Source organism: Mesorhizobium sp. M0293 (assembly GCF_040321735.1).
GTDB lineage: Bacteria > Pseudomonadota > Alphaproteobacteria > Rhizobiales > Rhizobiaceae > Mesorhizobium.
In genome coordinates this window covers 24,701-44,548 of record NZ_JAMYSA010000042.1, presented here as the reverse complement: position 1 = coordinate 44,548, position 19,848 = coordinate 24,701, and the positions used below count along the sequence as shown (strand labels likewise).

Genomic DNA, 19,848 nt, shown 5'->3' with positions numbered 1-19,848 from the left:
GCATTGCCAACGAGGAAATCACCAGATGAATGTGGCCCAGAATATCGTTCCCGGTCTTGATCGGATACTCACCATGGAGCTGGTGCGTGTCACCGAACGGGCCGCCGTCGCGGCCGCCAGGCTGCGCGGGCGCGGGGACGAAATGGCGGCCGACCAGGTCGCCGTGGATGCCATGCGCCAGGAACTCAACCGGCTCGCCATCAAGGGTACGGTGGTAATCGGCGAGGGCGAACGCGACGAGGCGCCGATGCTCTATATCGGCGAGGAAGTCGGCTCGGGCAAAGGTCCTGCCGTCGATATCGCGCTCGATCCGCTGGAAGGCACGACGATCTGCGCCAAGAACCTGCCCAATGCGCTCGCCGTCATCGCCATCGCCGAGAAAGGCAGCCTGCTGTTCGCGCCCGATGTCTACATGGACAAGATCGCCATCGGTCCGGGCTATGCCGACGGCGTCATCGACATCGATGCCACGCCGGCCGAAAACATGGCGAGCCTCGCCCGCGCCAAGGGCGTCGCCGTCTCGGACATTACCGCCTGCATCCTCGACCGGCCACGCCATACCAAGCTGATCGAGGCTGTGCGCGCCACGGGTGCTGCGATCCGGCTGATCGGCGACGGCGATGTGGCAGGCGTCATCCACACCACCGATCCCGAGGAAACCGGCATCGACATCTACCTCGGCACTGGCGGCGCGCCGGAGGGCGTTCTGGCCGCGGCGGCGTTGCGCTGTACCGGCGGCCAGATGCAGGGCCGGCTGATCCTCGACACGCCGGAAAAGGTCGCTCGCGCCGCGAAGATGGGCATTTCCAATCCAAAGCGGGTCTATCGGGCCGAAGACATGGCGCGCGGCGACGTGCTGTTCGCGGCCACCGGCGTCACCGACGGCAACATGCTGGCAGGCGTCAAGTTCGGCCAAAACTATATCACCACCCACACGATCGTGCTGCGCTCGTCGTCGCGGACGGTGCGCGAGATCAAGGCCCGCCATCAGGACCTGGATAAGTTCTGACGCTCGCTTGCGAAGCCACCTTGCAATTGTTAGCCATTCAGGGGCATCCGATGCTGACTGCAAGGATTTGACGATGAAACCATTCGACTGGCACGCGGATCCGATTTCGCGCGCCACCGCGATCACGAAGTCTTATCGCAACACCCAGAACGTACGCCGCTTTCTCACCCGGGAATGCGGCGATGCGTTCAGGTTCGACCGACCTTTCATGGCCTGGCTCAAGGACGGTGCGGAAAAGACGATGGGCGAGGCGGTCGACGAGTGGCTGCGTCGTCAGGCTGAAAAGCGGAAAGCGTAGTTTTCTTGAAATCTCCCGGGACGGCGCATCACCGCGAACCGCTTGGCTTTGCCAGCCTCTGGCCTAAAGCGCGTTGCGTTCACGCGACGCGCTTTAGGTTGTTGTTTATGCAGGTCGTCGTCCCAAAACCGCTGCACACTTTTGGGCGACATGCACTATCCTGCGGCCAACCATGAGTCGGCAAACAGTATGACCGGCGAAAAACGCCTCTTCCTCGATGTCAGGCAGTCGGTATCAGGCGTTTCCTGGGAACACCGGCTGACCGAGCGCCAGGACATGACCGCGCTTGCCATCGCGCAAGGCCACGGCGTGCCCGACATCGTCGCGCGCGTGCTTGCCGGTCGCGGAGTCACCGCCGAGCAGACCGAGCGATTTCTCGATCCGACGATCCGCGACCTTCTGCCGAATCCGGCATCGCTGACCGACATGGACAGGGCCGCGGCGCGCATCGCCGCCGCGGTGATGGCCAGGGAAAAGGTGGCGATCTTCGGCGACTATGATGTCGACGGCGCCGCCTCGTCAGCCTTGCTGAAACGGTTCCTCACGCATTTCTCCGTGCCGTCGGAAATCTACATCCCGGATCGCATTTTCGAGGGCTATGGTCCCAATCCAGACGCTATGCGTGAACTGGTTTCGCGTGGCGCAACACTGATCGTCACCGTCGATTGCGGCACCAACAGCGCCGTTTCCATCGATGCCGCCAATGAGGCTGGGGCCGATGTCGTGGTGCTCGACCACCATCAGGTCGGCGGCGCCTTGCCGGCGGCAATCGCTGTCGTCAATCCCAATCGCGACGACGATCTTTCCGGGCAGGGCCATCTCTGTGCTGCCGGCGTGGTCTTCCTCGCGCTTGTGCAGACAGCCAAGATCCTGCGTGGCCGCATGGCCGATGCCACGCCGCCGGACCTGCTTTCGCTGCTCGATCTCGTCGCCCTTGCCACCGTCTGTGACGTGGTGCCGCTGACCGGCATCAACCGCGCTTTCGTCGTCAAGGGGCTGCAGATGGCGCGTCAGCAGAAGAACGAAGGGCTTGCCGCGCTGGCACGGGTCTCGCGTATCGGCGAGCCGATCAGCCCCTTCCATCTGGCCTACCTGATCGGCCCGCGCATCAATGCCGGCGGACGCATCGGCGATGCCGCACTCGGCAGCAGGCTGCTTGCGACCGACCACCCGGTCGAGGCGCGCACCATTGCCGAAACGCTCGACCGGCTCAACCAGGAACGGCAGCTGATGGAGCAGGAGATGCTCGCGGCGGCGCGCGCCGAAGCCGATGCCGAACTTGCCGGCGGCAATGGCCCCGCCATCGTCGTCACCGCCAGCAACAACTGGCATCCTGGCATTGTCGGCCTGCTGGCCTCGCGATTGAAGGATCATGCGCGCCGGCCCGCCTTCGCCATTGCCTTCAATGCCAACGGCACCGGCACCGGCTCGGGCCGCTCGGTATCGGGTTTCGACCTCGGCCGGCTGGTGCGCGAGGCGGCCAATGCCGGGCTGATCGTCAAGGGCGGCGGCCACGGCATGGCGGCGGGCATCACCGTGGAGCGGGCGAAGCTCGGCGAGCTCAGGGCGTTTTTCGAAGAGCGGGCGGCGGCCGATGTGTTTCGCTTGCAAGGGGAGGAAAGCCTGGCGATCGACGGAGCGCTTGCCGCCGAAGGCGCGACGCTCGGCCTGCTCGACGCGCTGGAAAAGGCCGGACCGTTCGGTGCCGGACATGCGGCACCCGTTTTCGCTCTGCCGCGTCATCGGCTGGCCGATGCGCGGTCGGTCGGCACCAACCACATCCGCGTCGAGCTGCAATCGGAAAGCGGCGGCCGTATCCAGGCGATCGCCTTTCGCGCCGTCGATACCGCACTCGGCGAATTCCTGTTCAAGAACCGCGGCAAGACAATCCACGTCGCCGGTTCGTTGTCGGGCAACCATTGGAACGGCAACCGCACCGTTCAGTTTCGCATCACCGATGCGGCGCGCGCGTAGTTGCCTGAGGTCAGCTCAACTGGCCGGTGCGTAGCGCGTCAGCGTCACGCCCTGGGCAAGACTTTCCGCGCCGAGTGGCTTCAGCGTCAGGGATAGGCCAGAACGAAAATACGGCTTGCCGCCGCCTAGCACGACCGGGTGCATGTACAGCCGGTATTCGTCGATGAGACCAGCTCTTGCCAGAGTGGCGGCAAGATCGGCGCCGCCTAGGATGATGAGGCCATCCGTCTGCGATTTGAGAGATCTTACCGTGGTCAGGGCATCGCCATTCACCAGCCGGGCATTGTGCCCGACGTGGCCAAGTGTGGTTGAGAACACGATCTTCGGTGTCTCTCGCCATGCACGGGCAAAATCCCGTTCGACCTCTGTGGCGCCGGTCTCGCGATCCGGACTGTCCCAGAAGCGCATTACCTCATACATCCGCCGTCCGGCGAGAACGACAGAGGTCTGTTTCATCATTTCATTGAAGTGTTGGTGCAGTCCTGTCTCGGGTACGGGCAAGCCAATTTCCCCATCCGGCCCGGCGATATAGCCGTCCAAGGATGTCAGCATGGAATAGACTATTCTGGCCATCTGCGCCTCCGTTCGATCCTTACCAGACGACCATAACCAATTGCGTTTTGCAATCGGTTAGTCGCGAGATGAACGCAGACGGTGCGGGTCTCATCGCTGTGACGGGAACCGACCAATTTTTGGTGAATGGCAGCCAGGCCTAGGCGAGAACGGACTGCAGCCGGGTCAGTTCGCCGATCTGCGCCATCGTTGCCTGATAGCCGAGGTTGATCGCCTCGTCGGCGCGGTGGAACTCGGTCAGGCCGATATGGCTGAGCTTTGGCTGCAGCGACATGTCTGGTGGATCGCCGGCAAGCCTGGCGCGCGAAATGCGATCCTGGATGATGTTGAAGGCCTCGACCATAACGCCGGTGATGCCGAGCCGGGTCTGATGCGACCGGTGCTCGGCGTCGATCTGGCCGGGCCTCGGCGCATCCTTTTCGATGACCAGCTCGCCGGCGCTGTGTTTTATCACCGCAGCGCGCCCGAACAGGTCGTAGTGAAGATTGACCGCCACAACGAGTGGCTGCTCATAGGCGCGGCAGACCGAAACCGGAACCGGGTTGACCAGCGCACCGTCGACCAGCACGCGGCCGTTGCAATCCACCGGCTCGAACACGCCGGGCAGCGCATAGGAGGCGCGCATGGCGGTGATCAATGAGCCGCTCGACAGCCAGATTTCATGGCCGGTACGGATTTCGGACGTGACTGCGACGAACGGCTTGGCCAGGTCCTCGAAACGAATGCCGGCCATGTGCTCGCGCAGCCGGGCGTCGAGCTTCATGCCGCCGAACAGGCCGCTGCCGCGCAGGTTGAGATCGAGCAGGCCGAAGATGCGTCGCTTGGTCAGGCTGCGCGCGAATTCTTCCAGTTCGTCCAGTTTGCCCGCGAGATAGCAGCCGCCGACCAGCGCGCCGATCGAGGTGCCGGCGATCATCGACACTTCGATGCCGGCTTCGTCGAGCGCGCGCAGCACGCCGATATGCGCCCAGCCGCGGGCGCAACCTCCACCCAAGGCGAGCGAAATGCCGGTTTTCCTTGGTGTTTCCGATGCGCCGCCGGACGAAGACAGGCCGTTGGCCTCCCTGACATCTGGTCTGTTACGCAATGACGCCCACTCGAGCATCATGATCTCCCTTGTCCCATGGCCAATATACAGGCGGGCCGTATCGAAATGATGAATCTGTGTCGCTGGTGTCAGGCAGAAGGTTCAAGCTGATGACTTCCGATACGTGTTTTCTGCATCGAACAGCGGCTTGCTGCCGTCGTCGGCAAGCGTCCCCTTGCCGTCGATCAGCCCCACCGTCCGATAAAAGCATGAACGCCGGCCGGTGTGACAGGTTGCGTCGTGGCCCAACACTTTGACGCGCAACCATATGGCGTCCTGGTCACAATCCGTGAGCATGTCGACGACATGCTGGAAATTGCCTGACGTTTCGCCTTTTTTCCACAGCGCGCTGCGCGAACGCGACCAGTAGTGGGCGATGCCTGTTTCCAGCGTCAGCGCCAGCGCTTGCGCATTCATGTGCGCAACCATCAACAGCATGCCGTCTTCGGCATCGGTGACGACGACGGTGACGAGGCCGGCTGCGTCGAAGCGCGGTGAAAACACCGCGCCTTCCTCCAACGCTTTCTTGTCTGACGGAGCTTTTGGAAATTCCAGTGCCGACATCGCCGGTCCTTGTTCTTAGTGGCCGGCGAGGGCCATTCAGACCCCGCCGCCGCGCACCATGGTGACGAAACGAACCTGCTCTTCGGGCGTATCCTTGAAGACACCGGTGAAGGTCGAGGTCAGCGTTGTGGAACCCTGCTTGCGGATGCCGCGCATGGCCATGCACATGTGCTCGGCCTCGATCATCACGGCGACGCCGCGCGGATTGAGCACATCCTGGATGACGCCGGCGATCTGGGCCGTCAGGGCCTCCTGCGTCTGCAGGCGATGGGCGAAGATATCGACCACGCGTGCGATCTTGGACAGGCCGACGACCTTGCCGTCCGGCAGATAGCCGACATGCGCCTTGCCGATGATCGGCACCATGTGGTGCTCGCAATGCGAATGGAATGTGATGTCCTTGACGATGACCAGGTCGTCGTAGCCGGCGACCTCCTCGAAGGTGCGGCCGAGTTCGTCGGCCGGGCACATATCGTAGCCGCCGAACATTTCGCGAAAGGCCTTGGCCACGCGCTTGGGCGTGTCGGCCAGCCCTTCGCGGTCTGGATTGTCGCCGGTCCAGCGCAAAAGCGTGCGCACTGCGGCCTCGACCTCGGCTTCGCTCGGCCGGTCGGTAACCGGCTTCTCCATATAGGCTGATTGGGGCATGAGTTTCTTGATGACTGCATCCATAAAGGCGTCTCCCGTAGTCCCTCTCGACGGAGGAACGAGTTGAACGGACCACGACCTTTCGGTGTCGGAAACTCGCCCCGTTTCCAGCCCCGTAAGTGGCGTGAACTTCCCGGCAAGGACACTGGCTTTCGTTGTCTTGTCGATACCGGACTGCCACCATTATATATGGTCATGACGAGCGAAAGGAAGACACGACAGCGGCAATCGCTGTTCGCTTGGCGGCGATGGATTGGAAAATAATGATAAACGACGTCTACAATGCGAAAATTCTGGGTTTCGCCGGAAATATCGCCCGTATCGGCCGCCTCGATCATCCCGACGCGACCGCCAAGGCGCATTCCAAGCTGTGCGGCTCGACCGTCACCGTCGATCTCAAGATGCAGGATGGCGTGGTCACGGACTTTGCCCATGACGTGAAGGCCTGCGCGCTCGGCCAGGCGTCGTCCTCGATCATGGCGCAGCACGTCGTCGGCGCGAATGCCGAAGAACTGCGTGCGGTGCGCGATACGATGCTGAAGATGCTGAAGGAAAATGGCGCGCCGCCTGGCGGCCGCTTCGCCGACCTGAAATATCTGGAGCCGGTGCGCGACTACAAGGCCCGCCATGCCTCGACCATGCTGACCTTCGATGCGGTGGTCGACGCGATCGGCCAGATCGAGAAGAAGCGCGCCGAAGAAGCGGCCTGAGGCCCGATAGCCGACGGTTACAGCGCACGTCTGCTTTCGGCAAATTCGCTGCGTACCCACTCGGCAAACGCGGCGGCAGGCTCCGAAAGATCGCGCAAGCTTCTGGCCACCAGCCAATAGGCGCCGGATGCGACGTCGATGTCGAACGGCTTGACCAGCGTGCCGGATTTGATTTCCTCGCCGATCTGCAGGAGATCGCCCAGTGCCACGCCATGTCCGAGCAGGGCGGCCTGCTTTGAAAGCGACGCGTCCGCCAGCATCGGACCGCGCGCGGGCACGGCGTCGGCTGGCACGCCGGCCGCTTCGAACCAGCGCGCCCAGCCCTGACGGTTCTCCTCGTGCAAAAGCGTGTAGCGACCAAGGTCTATCGGCCTCTCGAGGGGAGGGCCCGAGGCAAGCAGCGCCGGCGACAGAACCGGTGAATCGACCGTCGAGGCAAGCCGCTCGGCCTGGCTGCGCGGCCAGGAGTTGGCATGCGCGCTGAAGCGCAAGGCAAGTTCTGGCTGATCGCTGCGGAACTCGATCAGCCTTGGATCGACTTCGAGAGAAATATCGATATCGGGACGCAATTGGCGAAACCGGTTGAGCCGGGGCACCAGCCACACTGAGGCAAGGGATGGTTCAACGCTGACGCGAACCACGACCTGCGCCGGCGTCTCCACCAGTTCCCCAAGCAAGGTGTCGATGGCGTCAAAACTTCTGACGAGCTGATCCAGCAGACGCCGGCCGGTGTCGGTTAGTTCGACGCGACGATGGTGACGTTCGAACAAGGGCTGGCGCAGGAAGATCTCGAGTTCGCGGATCTGCCGGCTGATCGCCGCCTGCGAGACGAAAAGCTCCTCGGCGGCCCGACTGAAGCTCAGATGCCGGCCTGCCGCCTCGAAGCTCCTCAATGCCGTCAGCGGCAGGCGTCCGCGCTTCATTCGCATAACCCAGGATTATCCGAAGTGGAAATTATACTCGTTTGAAGGCGAAGGCCAGCGGCAGTCTAATCGAGTCAAAGGAGACACAAACATGATCCAGTTGCTGAGCATCTTTGGCGATGTCATGCGGATCGCAACGTTTCAATGGCGTGACGAAAGGCAGCATGAAAAGTGCCGCGAAGAATCGGCCAGTCCTGGCCGCTGGGCGCCTTCGGCTGACAGGCAGCCGTTTCGCCGTTTCTGTCTGTGACGACGGAGGCGCGCAAGGATCGGGGATTGCGTTCTCCAATGGAAGCCCACATCTATCGGCTAGGAAATGCGATACGGAGACTGTGGTGCGCGACCAGCATGGGCATGCGCATATCGCCGGACCGCCAAAGCGCGGCCGCAACTGGCCCGGCCCGTGGCGCAAGACGCCGGGCCGTCTTCTCGGCACGTCGCTCGTGCGCCTTTACCAGCTGACGCTGTCCGGCTTCATCGGCAATTCCTGCCGGCATCTGCCGACCTGTTCCGAATACGCGCATGAGGCGATCGCCCGCCACGGCCTGTGGGCCGGCGGCTGGATGGGTTTTTTCCGCGTGCTGCGCTGCGGGCCATTCGGCACGCATGGCATCGACCGCGTGCCGGAAACCTTGGCTGAGCGCTATGTCTGGTTCACGCCATGGCGCTACTGGCGGATCGGCAGCAAGCCCGGCGAAGCGCAGGGGTGATCGAGCCGGCGGCACCGCGCGTTTACGATCCGGTAGGGTTAACGCCAGCCTGCACAAAGACTGCGCATTTGAGACAAAATCGAGACAAGAGACCTCGCTAAGCCGCTCGCGAACCCCTCTGGAGCGAGCAGAAAATGCGTAATTTCGACCGTCTTCCCTTCATCTTTGCCGGGATCCTTTTCCTGCTCGCCTGGCTGCTGGGGTTTCCGCTGCGCGCGCAATCGGCGCCGCTGAAGGACGTCCAATGCACGCTGATCGCCGATGCGGCGAGCGGCAAGACGCTCTACCAGGATGGGGTTTGCGATCAGCGGTTCAGCCCGGCGTCGACGTTCAAGGTGCCGCTGTCATTGATCGGCTATGACAGCGGAATCCTGAGCGACAAGCACACGCCGAGCTGGGACTACAAGCCGGAATTCAACGCGGTGAAGCGGGATCAGAAGACCGTCGATCCGGTAACCTGGGAGCGGGATTCGATCCTGTGGTTCTCCCGGGAAATCACCCGCCGGCTTGGGTCGCAGAGTTTTGCCGGCTACGTCTTGAAATTCGACTACGGCAACGCCGATGTTTCCGGCAACCCCGGCAAGAATAATGGCCTGACCCAGTCCTGGGTGAATTCTTCCCTGAAGATCACACCGGTCGAGCAGGTCGATTTCCTGCGCAAGCTTCTAACCCGCAAGCTGCCCGTCTCGGCCAAAGCCTATGACATGACCAACGCCATCATCCCGACATTCCAGGCCGGGGGCTGGACGGTGCAAGGCAAGACCGGCAGCACCAGGCTGGCTAGCGATGCCGACAAGATCAGGGACAAGCGCTCGCTCGGCTGGTTCGTCGGCTGGGCGAACAAGGGCGGCCGCCAGATCGTTTTTGCGCGGCTGGTGGTCGACACCAACCGCACCGATATGCCCAAGGGCCTCAAGACGCGGGCCGCGTTCCTGAAGGACTTGCCGCTGCTCATTAAATGAAGGCCTGACGCCTGAGCCGGGCTTTACGGCGGCGGAATCTGTCCATAAAAGACAGCCGCCGCCGGACGCATCCGGCTTCCATCGATGCATGTCGTAACCCCAAAACCGCCATACACTTTTGGGCGACATGCATTTTAACCACCCGCGCTCGTTTGCGGGACTGGATAGGAGATACATGATGCTGAATTCCGTTTCCCTGACATTTCCCGATGGCTCCGTCCGCGAATACGACGCGGCGATGACCGGTGCTGGCCTCGCCGAATCGATCTCGAAATCGCTCGCCAAGAAGGCCGTCGCCTACGCCATCGATGGCACCGTGCGCGACCTCAGTGATCCGCTCGGCAAGTCCGGCAAGGTCGAGATCGTCACCCGCGACGATCCGCGCGCGCTGGAACTGATCCGCCACGACACCGCACACGTGCTGGCGGAAGCCGTACAGGAACTGTGGCCGGGAACGCAGGTGACCATCGGGCCGGTGATCGAGAACGGCTTCTATTACGACTTCGCCCGCAACGAGCCGTTCACGCCAGACGACTTTCCGGTGATCGAGAAGAAGATGCGCGAGATCATCGCGCGCAACAAGCCGTTCACCAAGGACGTCTGGTCGCGCGACAAGGCAAAAAAAGTGTTTGCCGACAAGGGCGAGCGCTACAAGCTGGAGCTGATCGACGCCATTCCCGAGGATCAGGACCTCAAGATCTACGCGCAGGGCGATTGGTTCGACCTCTGTCGCGGACCGCACATGGCCTCAACCGGCCAGATCGGCAATGCCTTCAAGCTTATGAAGGTGGCCGGTGCCTATTGGCGCGGCGACTCGAACAACCCGATGCTGACGCGCATCTATGGCACGGCCTGGGCTGACCAGGCCCAGCTTGAAGCCTACCAGATGATGCTGGAGGAGGCCGAGAAGCGCGACCACAGGAAGATTGGCCGCGAGATGGACCTGTTCCATTTCCAGGAAGAGGGGCCTGGCGTCGTCTTCTGGCATGCCAAGGGCTGGAAGATGTTCCAGAACCTGGTCAATTACATGCGCCGCCGCCTCGACGAGCAGGGCTATCAGGAGGTCAACGCACCGCAGGTGCTCGACAAGAGCCTGTGGGAGACGTCAGGCCACTGGGGCTGGTATCGCGACGCCATGTTCAAGGTGACTGTCGCCGGCGACGATACCGACGACGATCGTGTCTTCGCGCTGAAGCCGATGAACTGCCCTGGTCATGTGCAGATTTTCAAGCATGGGTTGAAGTCTTATCGCGATCTGCCCGTAAAGCTTGCAGAATTTGGCAATGTGCATCGCTACGAGCCGTCGGGCGCGTTGCACGGGCTGATGCGCGTGCGCGGCTTCACGCAGGACGATGCGCATATCTTCTGCACCGAGGAGCAGTTGGCGTCGGAGTGCCTGCGCATCAACGATCTGATTCTGTCGACCTATGCCGATTTCGGTTTTGACGAGATCAGCGTCAAGCTGTCGACACGGCCGGACAAGCGCGTCGGCACCGACGAGGCGTGGGACCACGCCGAGGCGATCATGGGCAGCGTGCTGGAGACGATCAGGACGCGGTCCGGCAATCGCATCAAGACCTCGATCAATCCGGGTGAGGGCGCCTTCTACGGGCCGAAATTCGAGTATGTGCTGAAGGACGCCATCGGCCGCGAATGGCAGTGCGGCACGACGCAGGTCGATTTCAACCTGCCGGAGCGATTCGGCGCCTTCTATATCGGCTCGGATTCGGAGAAGAAGCAGCCAGTGATGGTGCACCGCGCCATCTGTGGCTCGATGGAGCGCTTCCTCGGCATCCTGATCGAGAACTATTCCGGCCATTTCCCGCTCTGGTTCGCGCCGCTGCAGGTGGTGGTGGCGACGATCACCTCGGATGCCGACGGCTATGCGACGGAGGTGGTGGCAAAGCTGAAGGCCGCCGGCCTGTTGGCGGAAGCGGATTTGCGCAACGAAAAGATCAACTACAAGGTCCGCGAACACTCGCTGGCCAAGGTTCCGGTCATCCTCGTCTGCGGCAAGCGCGAGGCGGAAGAGCAGACGGTCAACATGCGCAGGTTGGGCTCACGCGACCAGGAATCGCTTGGCCTTGACCAGGCGATCGCGAAACTGACCGAAGAGGCTGTTACACCCGACCGCAAGCGCAAACGCGCGGCCTGATCGGTATGGTTCAGACCAAAAATGGCGGTGGAGCGACCCACCGCCATTTTCATATCCTTGTCACGCCGGCCTTGTAACGAACCCCTATGCTCAAGCTGAAATCGCGCGAACGACCCTTTCCCGAGCTTTCCTATGCCAATCCGCGCCAGCCAGCGCTGACGCGCTGGTTCATTCATTCGGTCGAAGGCCTGTCGGGCCGCGACCGTTACACCGCGCTCTATGATTTCTGGCGCCGTCAGGTCGTTCCGACCGGCGAACGCGTGTTCAGCCGCATGCTCGACCTGATCGACGTGCGAGTGCGGACATCAGACCAATGGCCGCCCGCACAATTGCCGGATACGCCGCTGGTGATCGTCGCCAATCATCCGTTCGGTATTGGTGACGGCATTGCCGTGCTGTCATTGGCCGAGCAGCTCGGACGCCCATTCCGGGTGATGATCCACAAGGACCTGCTCAAGATCCGCGAGATGGAACCGTACTCGCTGCCGATCGACTTTTCCGAAACCAAGGACGCGCTGAAGAACAACATGGCCGTGCGCCACGAGGCGGTGCGGCTGCTCAAGGAAGGCGTCACCATCGTGGTGTTTCCGGCCGGTGGTGTCGCCACCGCGCCAAAAGGTTTTGGCCGGGCGCGCGACCTGCCGTGGAAGATGTTTCCGGCGCGTCTCATTCAGGAGGCAAAAGCGTCGGTCATCCCGATGCATTTTTCCGGACAGAACGGCAGGCTGTTCCATCTGGTCAGTGGGCCGATGAACATGGCCGAACGCGACGGTCGGGTAGCGAAGTTCGTCGGAAAGGCGTCGCTGACATTGCGCACGTCGCTGCTCATCCACGAATTCGCGCGGCTGTCCGGCAAGGCGATCGTCGTGCGTGTCGGCGAGGTGCTGTGCTGGAGCGAACTGGAGCCGTTGCGCGACCGCAAGGTATTGCTCGACCGCCTTTATCGCGGCGTGTTCGACCTGGCGCCAGTCGTGACGCGCCGCCGGATTCCGTTCCTGCCGGCGCGGACCAAGCTGGCTGCTTGAGGCGACAAACGGTCCGGCTTACGAGGGGTCGAGACTCGACCGTCCGTTCAGAAAATAGTATGACACTGTAACGTTGCGGTGTTATAAGGAGGCAAGGAACGAACTTGCCATGAGAACCAGCAAACCAATCACCGTGACCCTCGGCCGCCAGCAGAGCAGCGTCGACGCACGCTTGGCGTCGGGCGCCTACGACTCCGCCAGCGAGGTCATGCGCGCGGCGCTACGCGCCCTCGATCGCGAGGAGCAGATCATCACCGCTGTCATGCGCGCCAAGGTCCAGGAAGCCCTTGACGACCCGCGTCCGGACATCCCCGCAGAAGACGTCTTCAAAGCGCTGCGCGCCCATCATGCGGACCGCATGAAGGCCGCTAAGCGTGACGCATAAGGTCGTCTTCAGGCCGGCGGCTCAAGCCGATCTCTTCGCCATCTACAGCTACGTCGAAAACGACAGCGGGCGTCGGCGTGCCGGCGACTATGTCGACCGCATAGAGGCCGCGTGCATGGCACTGTCCACCTTCCCGGAGCGCGGGACCGTGCGCGACGCTGTTGGCCCCGGCGTCCGCATCGTCGGTTTTGAACGCCGCGTGTCGATCGTTTTCCGGGTCAGCGGTGACACCGTGGTCATACTGCGTGTGCTCTATGGAGGACAGGATTATCCGGCCAGTTCAGAGGATGAAGCTGACACCTGATTCCTCCGGTAGGATTGCGAACCGCAGTCAGGTCTAGTCCGCGCCTTCCTCAGGGTCCATCGCCGCTGCCTCGGTGGCCAGAACCTCGATCTCCTGGTTCTGCCCGGCCACGACCGTGAAATCCTTCTGGTAGATGCGGTCGCGGTTCTTGGCGATGATGGTGTAGTCGCCCTCGGCCAGCACCATCGAGGCGAATGCGCCGACGGTTTCCTTGATCGGATCGCCGGATTCGTTGAGCAGCGACCAGGAGGTATCGGCGATCGCCTCGCCACCGGTCTCGCGCACCAGTTTCATCGTGATCTCTGCGGCGTGATGTTCGACGGTGGCTTCGGTCAGCTTGCCTGCCTCGACGCGGATGTCGGAGCGGATGACCGCGTTGACCGCGCCATAGGTCGAGACGACATGGTAGATGCCGGCGTTGAGCCGCACGACGCTGTTGGGCTCGACATCGGGAATGATCAGCGCGCGGTCGCCATTGGCCTCGGCTGTGCCCTCGTAGATCGAAAAGCGCAGCTTCTTGGGCGGGATGCGCACGCCGCCGGACAGCACGGCGTCGAGCTTGAGGCCGCCGGCGTCGAGCACGAGACTCTCGCGCTTGGCGTCCTTACTGACGGTGATGCGCTTGGTAGCGCCGGCCCTGCCATAGGAGGCGTGAACCAGATAGCTGCCGGGCTCGAGCTGGAAGACGGCGGTGCCGCCATGGGCGGAGGCGACCATCGGCAATTTGCCGTTAACGGCTTCGGGCTTGAAGACCCGCCAGACGATGCCGCGCGTGATGTCGGAACCCTTGTCGGTCAGCTGGGCGGAGAGCGTGATGGCGCCGCCGCCGCTCAGCGCCAGTGACGTCTCGCCTTTCGGCGTCGCATAGCTCGAGATTCCCGGAAGCTTCAGGTCGCTTACGCCGTCCACTTTCTGTGCTAAGGCGAACGAAACCGGCGCCATGAACAGCAGGGCGCCGAGCCAGACCAGTAAAAGACGGACAGTCCCCTCAAACATGCCTTGCGTTGAAGCCCATGGCGGTGGCAATTTCAAGGCTTAAGAGTCCGATCGATATGACTCTTCCGTCCGGCGTATTCCGCGCCAATGCCCGAGCCGCCCGAATTCCCGATGGTGCGCTTCAGCTCAAAACAGAGTGTTTTAGGAGATTTGCGCCCATGGCGTCGCCAATCATCAATTTCCTGCTGACCCGAAACTCCGCGCCGATCCCTGATTTGAAGGAGCCGGCGCCGAGCGATGCGGAGATCGCGACGATGATCACTGCCGCCTCGCGGGTGCCCGACCATGGCCGATTGGAGCCCTGGCGCTTTATCCTCTATCGTGGCGACGCTCGTATCGAGATCGGCAGACAACTGGCCGCGCTTGCCGAGCAGCGGGAGGGACCCTTGCCGGAAGGCCGCCGTAATCAGGAACTGGCGCGGTTCTCGCGCGCGCCGCTGGTGATCGGCGTCGTGTCGATCCCCAGGGAGAATCCCAAAATCCCACAATGGGAAATGTTCCTGTCGGGCGGCATGGCGGCGATGAACCTGATGATGGCAGCCAATGCGCTGGGTTATGGCACCAACATGATCAGCAACTGGTATTCGGATGTGCCGGAGGGCAGGGCGCTGCTCGGGCTGGCGCCGCACGAGCGCGTCGTCGGCTTCATCCATATCGGCTCCTATGCAGGGCCGGCGCCGGAGCGACCACGACCTGATCCGGCGACGCTCTATGCCGATTATTCGGGACCATGGAACGGCTGAATGTTCTACGAGCCGTCAAAAGGCCACGGGCTGCCGCACGATCCGTCGAAGGCGATCGTGGCGCCGCGTCCGATCGGCTGGATTTCGACACTGAACGGGGCTGGTGAGATCAACCTCGCCCCGTACTCTTTCTTCAATGCCGTTTCGACGCGGCCGTTCATCGTCTGGTTCTCCTCCGAGGGCGAGAAGGACAGCGCTTCCTTTGCCCAGGAGACCGGCGAGTTCGTCGCCAATCTGGTCAGCCGCGATCTTGCGGAGAAGATGAACCGCACATCGGTCAACGCGCCGCGCGGCGTCAATGAATTCGTCTATGCCGACCTTGCCATGGCGCCGTCGCGCCTGGTCGCGCCGCCGCGCGTGGCGGCAGCGCCGGCCGCGCTCGAATGCCGGGTGACGGAGGTCTTTCGGCCAAAGGCGCTGGACGGATCGCCGACAAGCGCTGTCGTCGTCGCCGGTGAAGTGGTCGGCGTATACATCGACGATACCTTCCTCAGGGACGGCCTGTTCGACATTACCCAGGCCGGCAATGTCGCTCGTCTCGGCTACATGGATTATGCCAGCGTCAACGAGGTGTTTTCGATGCGCCGGCCGCGCTGGGACAAGGATTAGACGCCTAGGCCCGCGCCTTGTCAGCGCTTGTCCTCCGCCGGGCTGTCATGACGGCGCGCACATAGCCGGGTTCGCCGATGCGAATGCTTCCATCAGGGAGGCCAAGTATGCGGTCGAGAGCGATCTCGTAGAGCCTGACGCGTTTCTCCAGGATTTCTATGGCGATGTCCATGTCGGCGTCGCTGCCGCCGGCGAATGCCTTGGCAATGATGTCGTGCGTGGCCATGCCGAACTGCATGAGGATATCGGCGACGCCCTCCGGGTCGAATGTCCTGAAGGTGCCGTCTTCGATGCCTTGCCTGATGATCTTGACCAGCAAGGGCGAAAACGACGCGCTGGCCGCCAGGTTGATGCGGTGGAAAAGCACCAGATTCTCCGGCCGAAACAGCGTCTCAAAAAGAGCCCAGGCTTCCGGCGCAGTGTCGATCTTGGCGCGCCGCGACTGGTCCAGCAGGCTGTTCAGGCGGCCGAGCGGATCGAGACCGGGATCGTCGAGTATGTCTTGGACGCCAGCCAGTGCCTGTCTCGCGAATCGCTCGGCCAGCGCCAGCAGAAGAGCGTCCTTGGAGGCGAAGTAGTGATAGAAGGCGCCCTTGGAGACGCCGGCGGCGGCGATGACGTCGTTCAGGCTCGCCTTGTCGTAGCCCTGCGTCAGGAAAAGCGCCTGAGCATGATCCAGAAGTTCTTCTCGCCTGAGCTCGGGATGCTTGATGACACGGGGCATGACGAAACCTTCTGCACGCGATGGCCGCTCTCGTCCAGATGCGCGGCGATCGTTGGCCTGCCGGCTTGAATAGCAGACCATCGGTCGGTATAATAGACCAGTGGTCTAGAGCGGCCAATCGGTGGGGGCATGTCGCGGAAGGTTTTGTCATGATCTCGAAGTTGATTCTTCAGACATTTGCGTGGTTCGGCGTCATGGGCGCCTTGCTCTTCCTGTCGGCCGGCACGCTGCACTGGCCGGGAGCCTGGGTATTCCTGGTGGTAATGGTGGGACTTAGCCTCACCATGGGCGTGGCGCTGACCCGGCGCGATCCCGGCCTGATGAATGAGCGGCTGAGCCCTCCCATCCAGAAGAATCAAACCGCGGCCGACAAGGTGCTGTTGACCATACTGCTGGCCGCTATCTTCGGTTGGCAGGCCCTGATGGGCTTCGATGTCCGTTTCGGCTGGTCGGTGGTTCCCATCTGGATGCAGGTGATTGGCGCGACGATCCTGCTGCTGGGGATATGGATCTGCCACCTGACGATGCTGGAGAACAGTTTCGCGGCGCCCGTCGTGAAGATCCAGGACGAGCGCGGCCAGCGCGTGATCACCACGGGTCCCTACAGCTACGTGCGGCATCCTATGTATGCCGGCGCTATTCTCTTCTTTGCCGGCACGGCACTCTTGCTCGGCTCGTGGTGGGGGCTGGCATCGGTGATCGTCTTCATCATTCTTCTGGCTGCCCGCACATTCATTGAGGAAAGCACGCTGCGCACCGGCCTGCGAGGCTATGACGACTATGCGGCCCATGTTCGCTACCGCCTGATTCCGCTGGTCTGGTAGCGATTCAAGCGCTCAGGCGGAAATACCTGCCGCCTTGGCCCGCGCCAGAAGCCGCTCGGCCAGCCGCAGATGCGGTCTGTCGTACATCTTGCCGTCGATGCCGACGACGCCTGGATTTCCGGCCGCCTGGAATGCGGCGACGATCGCCGCCGATTGTCTCACGGCCTCGACCGACGGCGTGAAGGCGGCGTTGATGACGGGTACCTGGTCGGGGTGGATCGCCATCTTGCCGGTGAAACCGTCGCGTTCGGCCTCGGCGCATTCCGCTTCGAAGGCGGCCATGTCGCGAAAATTCGGAAAGACGGTGTCGATCGCCGCGACCTCCGCGGCCCCGGCCGCAAGGATGGTCGCTGTGCGAGCGTGACGGAACACGTCCGTGTAGCGACCGCGCTCGTCGCGGGCCGAACGCGCGCCGATCGCCGCCGACAGGTCTTCCGCGCCCCAGGTGAGACCGGCAAGCCGTGCGCTTGTTCCGGCGTAGGTCGCGGCCGCCAGCACGCCTGCCGGCGTTTCGGTGATGATCGGCAGGATCCTGATCGCGCCATCGACGAGGCCGTTTTCGGCCTCGTGTACCCTGAGCTTTGCCGACAAATGCTGCACATCCTGGCCGCTGTTCGACTTGGGCAACATGATGCCATCGGGTCTTGCCGGTACCAACGCCGCCAGATCGTCATCGGTCAGCCCGGTCGACAGATCGTTGACTCTGACATAGATCGCCGAGCCGGTTTGCGCCCTGCGCTCGACGATGAAGCGCGCAGCCACCTCGCGCGCCAGCCCCTTGTTGTGCGGCGCCACGGAATCTTCCAGGTCGACGATGACCACATCGGCGCCGGCTCCAAACCCTTTTTGCAGCTTCCTCTCGGAATCCCCGGGGACGAACAGCAAAGAACGCATGCGTCAGGCCGCCTTCTTCAGCATCATCGCTTGCCTCGTGCATTTGGCGACGAGATCGCCATGCTGGTTGTAGGCGCGATGCTCGAATTCGACGATGCCGCGATCGGGTTTCGACCTGGACTCGCGCACCGAGATGACCGTTGTCTCGACCCGGATGGTGTCGCCATGGAAGACCGGATGCGGAAACACGGTTTCCTTCATTCCAAGATTGGCCACCGTGGTGCCGACGGTGATGTCATTGACCGAAATGCCGATCATCAGCCCGAGCGTGAACAGCGAGTTGACCAGCGGCTTGCCCCATTCGCTCTTGGCGGCAAAATCGAAGTCGATATGCAGCGGCTGCGGGTTCAGCGTCATCACCGAAAACAGCATGTTGTCGCTTTCGGTGACAGTCTTGCGCAGCGTGTGCTGGAAGACCTGGCCGACAACGAACTCCTGGAGATAAAGCCCGGCCATTTTCTCTCGCCTCCACTACCTGACGGTTGATATGCGCTGCATCCAGCGCTCGCAAGCCAGTTAATGAACATGGTGAACCGTTCGTAAACCATTTCTGCCTACGGTCCTGGTCGGGGCCAGAGACCTTCTGGCAAGGGGCGTAAGCAGACGGGCATGGTTGTTTCGCATTTCCTGAAGTGGATTTACACGGCCAGGGTGTCGGAGCGCGCCGCCGCGGCCAGTGCTTTGGCCCGGGCCTATATCAATTCCGAATTGCCTTTCGAGGACCGCTGCGCTGCCGAGGCTGCGCTGACGCTGCTGCTCGACGACGCCTCGTCGAAGGTGCGTCTGGCGATGGCCGAGGCGCTGTCGATGAGCCACCACGCGCCACTGCAGATCATCAGCGTGCTGGCGTCAGACCAGCCGGAAGTCGCCGGCGTGGTGCTGGCACGCTCGCCGCTGCTCACCGACGCCGATCTGATCAACCGCGTGGCCTCAAGTCCGAAGGCGACGCAGAAATTGATCGCCGACCGGCCGCTCGTCTCGATGGCGCTGTCTGCGGCCATCGCCGAGATCGGCGAGGCCGAAGCCTGTACCGTGCTGCTCGCCAACAGCGGCGCCGACATCGCCTCGCTCAGCTTCCGCCGCATGGCCGAACGCCATGGCCATCTGCCTTTGGTTCGTGAGGCGCTGATATCGGACGCCCGCCTGCCTGCCGACTGCCGGCATATGCTGCTGGTCAAGCTCGGTGAGATGCTGAAAACGTCGCCGTTGGTGATGGCGTTGATGGGCGCGGCGCGCGCCGACCGGGTCATGCGTGATGCCTGCGTCAAGGCCTCGGTGACGCTGATCGAAGGCACGCGCCAGGAAGAACACGCCGCACTGATCGAGCATCTCAGGTTGCGCGGCGATCTCACCGCCAGCTTCCTCATCCGCACCATCGCGCATGGAAAGGTCGATTTCTTCGGTTCGGCGCTAGTCGCGCTCGGCCGGCAGTCCGAACAAAGGGTGAGGGCGCTGCTTGCCGGCGGGCACGATATCGCCTTGCAGGCGTTGTTCCGCAGCGCCGGCCTCGCCGCCGCTACGCACGCCGTCATCCTGCGCGCGCTGAAGATCTGGCGCGAGGTCGCCAACGGCAAGCGCGTCGCCGGTGTGCAGGAGGTCAGCTGGCTGATGCTCAAGGAAGTGGGTGGACAGTCGGCGGAAGGCGATCTGGCCGCGCTGGTCAAGTCGATCCATCTCGATGCGCTGCGCGAGAACGCGCGGGGCCATGCGCTGGCGATAGCGGCCGCCTGA

The 19,848-nt window shown here is 62.7% G+C and carries 23 protein-coding genes; 14 read left to right on the top strand and 9 right to left on the bottom strand.

Going from position 1 to position 19,848, the window contains the following annotated elements; all coding sequences use genetic code 11:
- Positions 1-25: 25 nt before the first annotated feature.
- The 3 genes from glpX (at position 26) to recJ (ending at position 3,281) form a co-directional block, all read left to right on the top strand.
- Complete coding sequence (gene glpX / locus NKJ06_RS17605) at positions 26-1,009, top strand: class II fructose-bisphosphatase (protein WP_352628060.1); 984 nt, start codon at positions 26-28, stop codon at positions 1,007-1,009.
- Between the two features lie 73 nt (positions 1,010-1,082).
- Entirely contained in the window at positions 1,083-1,307 is a 225-nt protein-coding gene (locus NKJ06_RS17600) for a DUF6434 domain-containing protein (RefSeq protein WP_352628062.1), read from the top strand.
- A gap of 189 nt (positions 1,308-1,496) precedes the next feature.
- A complete protein-coding gene (gene recJ, locus NKJ06_RS17595; RefSeq protein WP_352628064.1) occupies positions 1,497-3,281 on the top strand; it encodes a single-stranded-DNA-specific exonuclease RecJ in 1,785 nt (594 codons plus the stop codon).
- 15 nt (positions 3,282-3,296) lie between these two features.
- Here the strand turns inward: recJ and NKJ06_RS17590 are convergent, their stop codons facing one another.
- From NKJ06_RS17590 to folE, 4 genes are all read right to left on the bottom strand, one after another.
- On the bottom strand, positions 3,297-3,854 hold the full coding sequence (locus tag NKJ06_RS17590; RefSeq protein WP_352628066.1) for a dihydrofolate reductase family protein: 558 nt from the start codon (positions 3,852-3,854) through the stop codon (positions 3,297-3,299).
- 139 nt (positions 3,855-3,993) lie between these two features.
- Positions 3,994-4,905 carry a patatin family protein gene (locus tag NKJ06_RS17585; RefSeq protein WP_502899252.1) on the bottom strand — a complete coding sequence of 304 codons (912 nt, stop codon included), beginning with the start codon at positions 4,903-4,905 and terminating at the stop codon, positions 3,994-3,996.
- Between the two features lie 138 nt (positions 4,906-5,043).
- Positions 5,044-5,505 carry a phosphoribosyl-AMP cyclohydrolase gene (gene hisI, locus NKJ06_RS17580; RefSeq protein ID WP_352628068.1) on the bottom strand — a complete coding sequence of 154 codons (462 nt, stop codon included), beginning with the start codon at positions 5,503-5,505 and terminating at the stop codon, positions 5,044-5,046.
- A gap of 36 nt (positions 5,506-5,541) precedes the next feature.
- Complete coding sequence (gene folE / locus NKJ06_RS17575; RefSeq protein WP_352628070.1) at positions 5,542-6,177, bottom strand: GTP cyclohydrolase I FolE; 636 nt, start codon at positions 6,175-6,177, stop codon at positions 5,542-5,544.
- 239 nt (positions 6,178-6,416) lie between these two features.
- On the opposite strand from folE, the gene NKJ06_RS17570 reads away from it, so the two are divergent.
- Complete coding sequence (locus tag NKJ06_RS17570) at positions 6,417-6,863, top strand: iron-sulfur cluster assembly scaffold protein (protein WP_352628072.1); 447 nt, start codon at positions 6,417-6,419, stop codon at positions 6,861-6,863.
- 17 nt (positions 6,864-6,880) lie between these two features.
- Here the strand turns inward: NKJ06_RS17570 and NKJ06_RS17565 are convergent, their stop codons facing one another.
- Positions 6,881-7,786: a LysR substrate-binding domain-containing protein gene (locus tag NKJ06_RS17565; RefSeq protein WP_352628074.1), complete on the bottom strand. Its 906-nt coding sequence runs from the start codon at positions 7,784-7,786 to the stop codon at positions 6,881-6,883.
- A gap of 335 nt (positions 7,787-8,121) precedes the next feature.
- Here NKJ06_RS17565 and yidD point away from each other — a divergent pair, with 335 nt between their 5' ends.
- The 6 genes from yidD (at position 8,122) to NKJ06_RS17535 (ending at position 13,327) form a co-directional block, all read left to right on the top strand.
- Positions 8,122-8,496: a membrane protein insertion efficiency factor YidD gene (gene yidD / locus NKJ06_RS17560; protein ID WP_352628077.1), complete on the top strand. Its 375-nt coding sequence runs from the start codon at positions 8,122-8,124 to the stop codon at positions 8,494-8,496.
- A 134-nt stretch (positions 8,497-8,630) separates the two neighbouring features.
- Entirely contained in the window at positions 8,631-9,458 is an 828-nt protein-coding gene (gene blaOXA, locus NKJ06_RS17555; protein WP_352628079.1) for a class D beta-lactamase, read from the top strand.
- A 178-nt stretch (positions 9,459-9,636) separates the two neighbouring features.
- The gene (thrS, locus tag NKJ06_RS17550; protein WP_352628146.1) at positions 9,637-11,613 is read left to right on the top strand and encodes a threonine--tRNA ligase; all 1,977 of its coding nucleotides are present in this window, start codon (positions 9,637-9,639) and stop codon (positions 11,611-11,613) included.
- An 86-nt stretch (positions 11,614-11,699) separates the two neighbouring features.
- The gene (locus tag NKJ06_RS17545) at positions 11,700-12,638 is read left to right on the top strand and encodes a lysophospholipid acyltransferase family protein (RefSeq protein WP_352628080.1); all 939 of its coding nucleotides are present in this window, start codon (positions 11,700-11,702) and stop codon (positions 12,636-12,638) included.
- A gap of 109 nt (positions 12,639-12,747) precedes the next feature.
- Complete coding sequence (locus NKJ06_RS17540) at positions 12,748-13,023, top strand: type II toxin-antitoxin system ParD family antitoxin (RefSeq protein ID WP_352628081.1); 276 nt, start codon at positions 12,748-12,750, stop codon at positions 13,021-13,023.
- On the top strand, positions 13,013-13,327 hold the full coding sequence (locus NKJ06_RS17535; RefSeq protein ID WP_352628082.1) for a type II toxin-antitoxin system RelE/ParE family toxin: 315 nt from the start codon (positions 13,013-13,015) through the stop codon (positions 13,325-13,327). Before NKJ06_RS17540 ends, NKJ06_RS17535 begins: the two co-directional genes overlap by 11 nt.
- A 33-nt stretch (positions 13,328-13,360) precedes the next feature.
- On the opposite strand, the gene NKJ06_RS17530 is transcribed toward NKJ06_RS17535, so the two are convergent.
- Positions 13,361-14,323 carry an RgsD C-terminal domain-containing protein gene (locus tag NKJ06_RS17530; protein WP_352628083.1) on the bottom strand — a complete coding sequence of 321 codons (963 nt, stop codon included), beginning with the start codon at positions 14,321-14,323 and terminating at the stop codon, positions 13,361-13,363.
- Positions 14,324-14,481: 158 nt separating this feature from the next.
- On the opposite strand from NKJ06_RS17530, the gene NKJ06_RS17525 reads away from it, so the two are divergent.
- Together NKJ06_RS17525 and NKJ06_RS17520 are read left to right on the top strand one after the other, a co-directional pair.
- Positions 14,482-15,066 (top strand): nitroreductase family protein, encoded by a 585-nt coding sequence (locus NKJ06_RS17525; RefSeq protein ID WP_352628084.1) that lies wholly within the window; start codon positions 14,482-14,484, stop codon positions 15,064-15,066.
- Positions 15,067-15,675, top strand: a complete 609-nt coding sequence (locus NKJ06_RS17520; RefSeq protein ID WP_352628085.1) for a flavin reductase family protein — start codon at positions 15,067-15,069, stop codon at positions 15,673-15,675. It begins immediately after the preceding gene.
- 4 nt (positions 15,676-15,679) lie between these two features.
- On the opposite strand, the gene NKJ06_RS17515 is transcribed toward NKJ06_RS17520, so the two are convergent.
- Positions 15,680-16,399 (bottom strand): TetR/AcrR family transcriptional regulator, encoded by a 720-nt coding sequence (locus tag NKJ06_RS17515; RefSeq protein WP_352628086.1) that lies wholly within the window; start codon positions 16,397-16,399, stop codon positions 15,680-15,682.
- A 149-nt stretch (positions 16,400-16,548) separates the two neighbouring features.
- Between NKJ06_RS17515 and NKJ06_RS17510 the strand changes: the two genes are divergently transcribed.
- A complete protein-coding gene (locus NKJ06_RS17510) occupies positions 16,549-17,223 on the top strand; it encodes a methyltransferase family protein (protein WP_352628087.1) in 675 nt (224 codons plus the stop codon).
- 12 nt (positions 17,224-17,235) lie between these two features.
- On the opposite strand, the gene NKJ06_RS17505 is transcribed toward NKJ06_RS17510, so the two are convergent.
- Positions 17,236-18,117: an HpcH/HpaI aldolase/citrate lyase family protein gene (locus tag NKJ06_RS17505; RefSeq protein ID WP_352628088.1), complete on the bottom strand. Its 882-nt coding sequence runs from the start codon at positions 18,115-18,117 to the stop codon at positions 17,236-17,238.
- 3 nt (positions 18,118-18,120) lie between these two features.
- Positions 18,121-18,573: a MaoC family dehydratase gene (locus NKJ06_RS17500; RefSeq protein WP_352628089.1), complete on the bottom strand. Its 453-nt coding sequence runs from the start codon at positions 18,571-18,573 to the stop codon at positions 18,121-18,123.
- Positions 18,574-18,726: 153 nt separating this feature from the next.
- Here NKJ06_RS17500 and NKJ06_RS17495 point away from each other — a divergent pair, with 153 nt between their 5' ends.
- Positions 18,727-19,848, top strand: a complete 1,122-nt coding sequence (locus tag NKJ06_RS17495; protein ID WP_352628090.1) for a DUF2336 domain-containing protein — start codon at positions 18,727-18,729, stop codon at positions 19,846-19,848.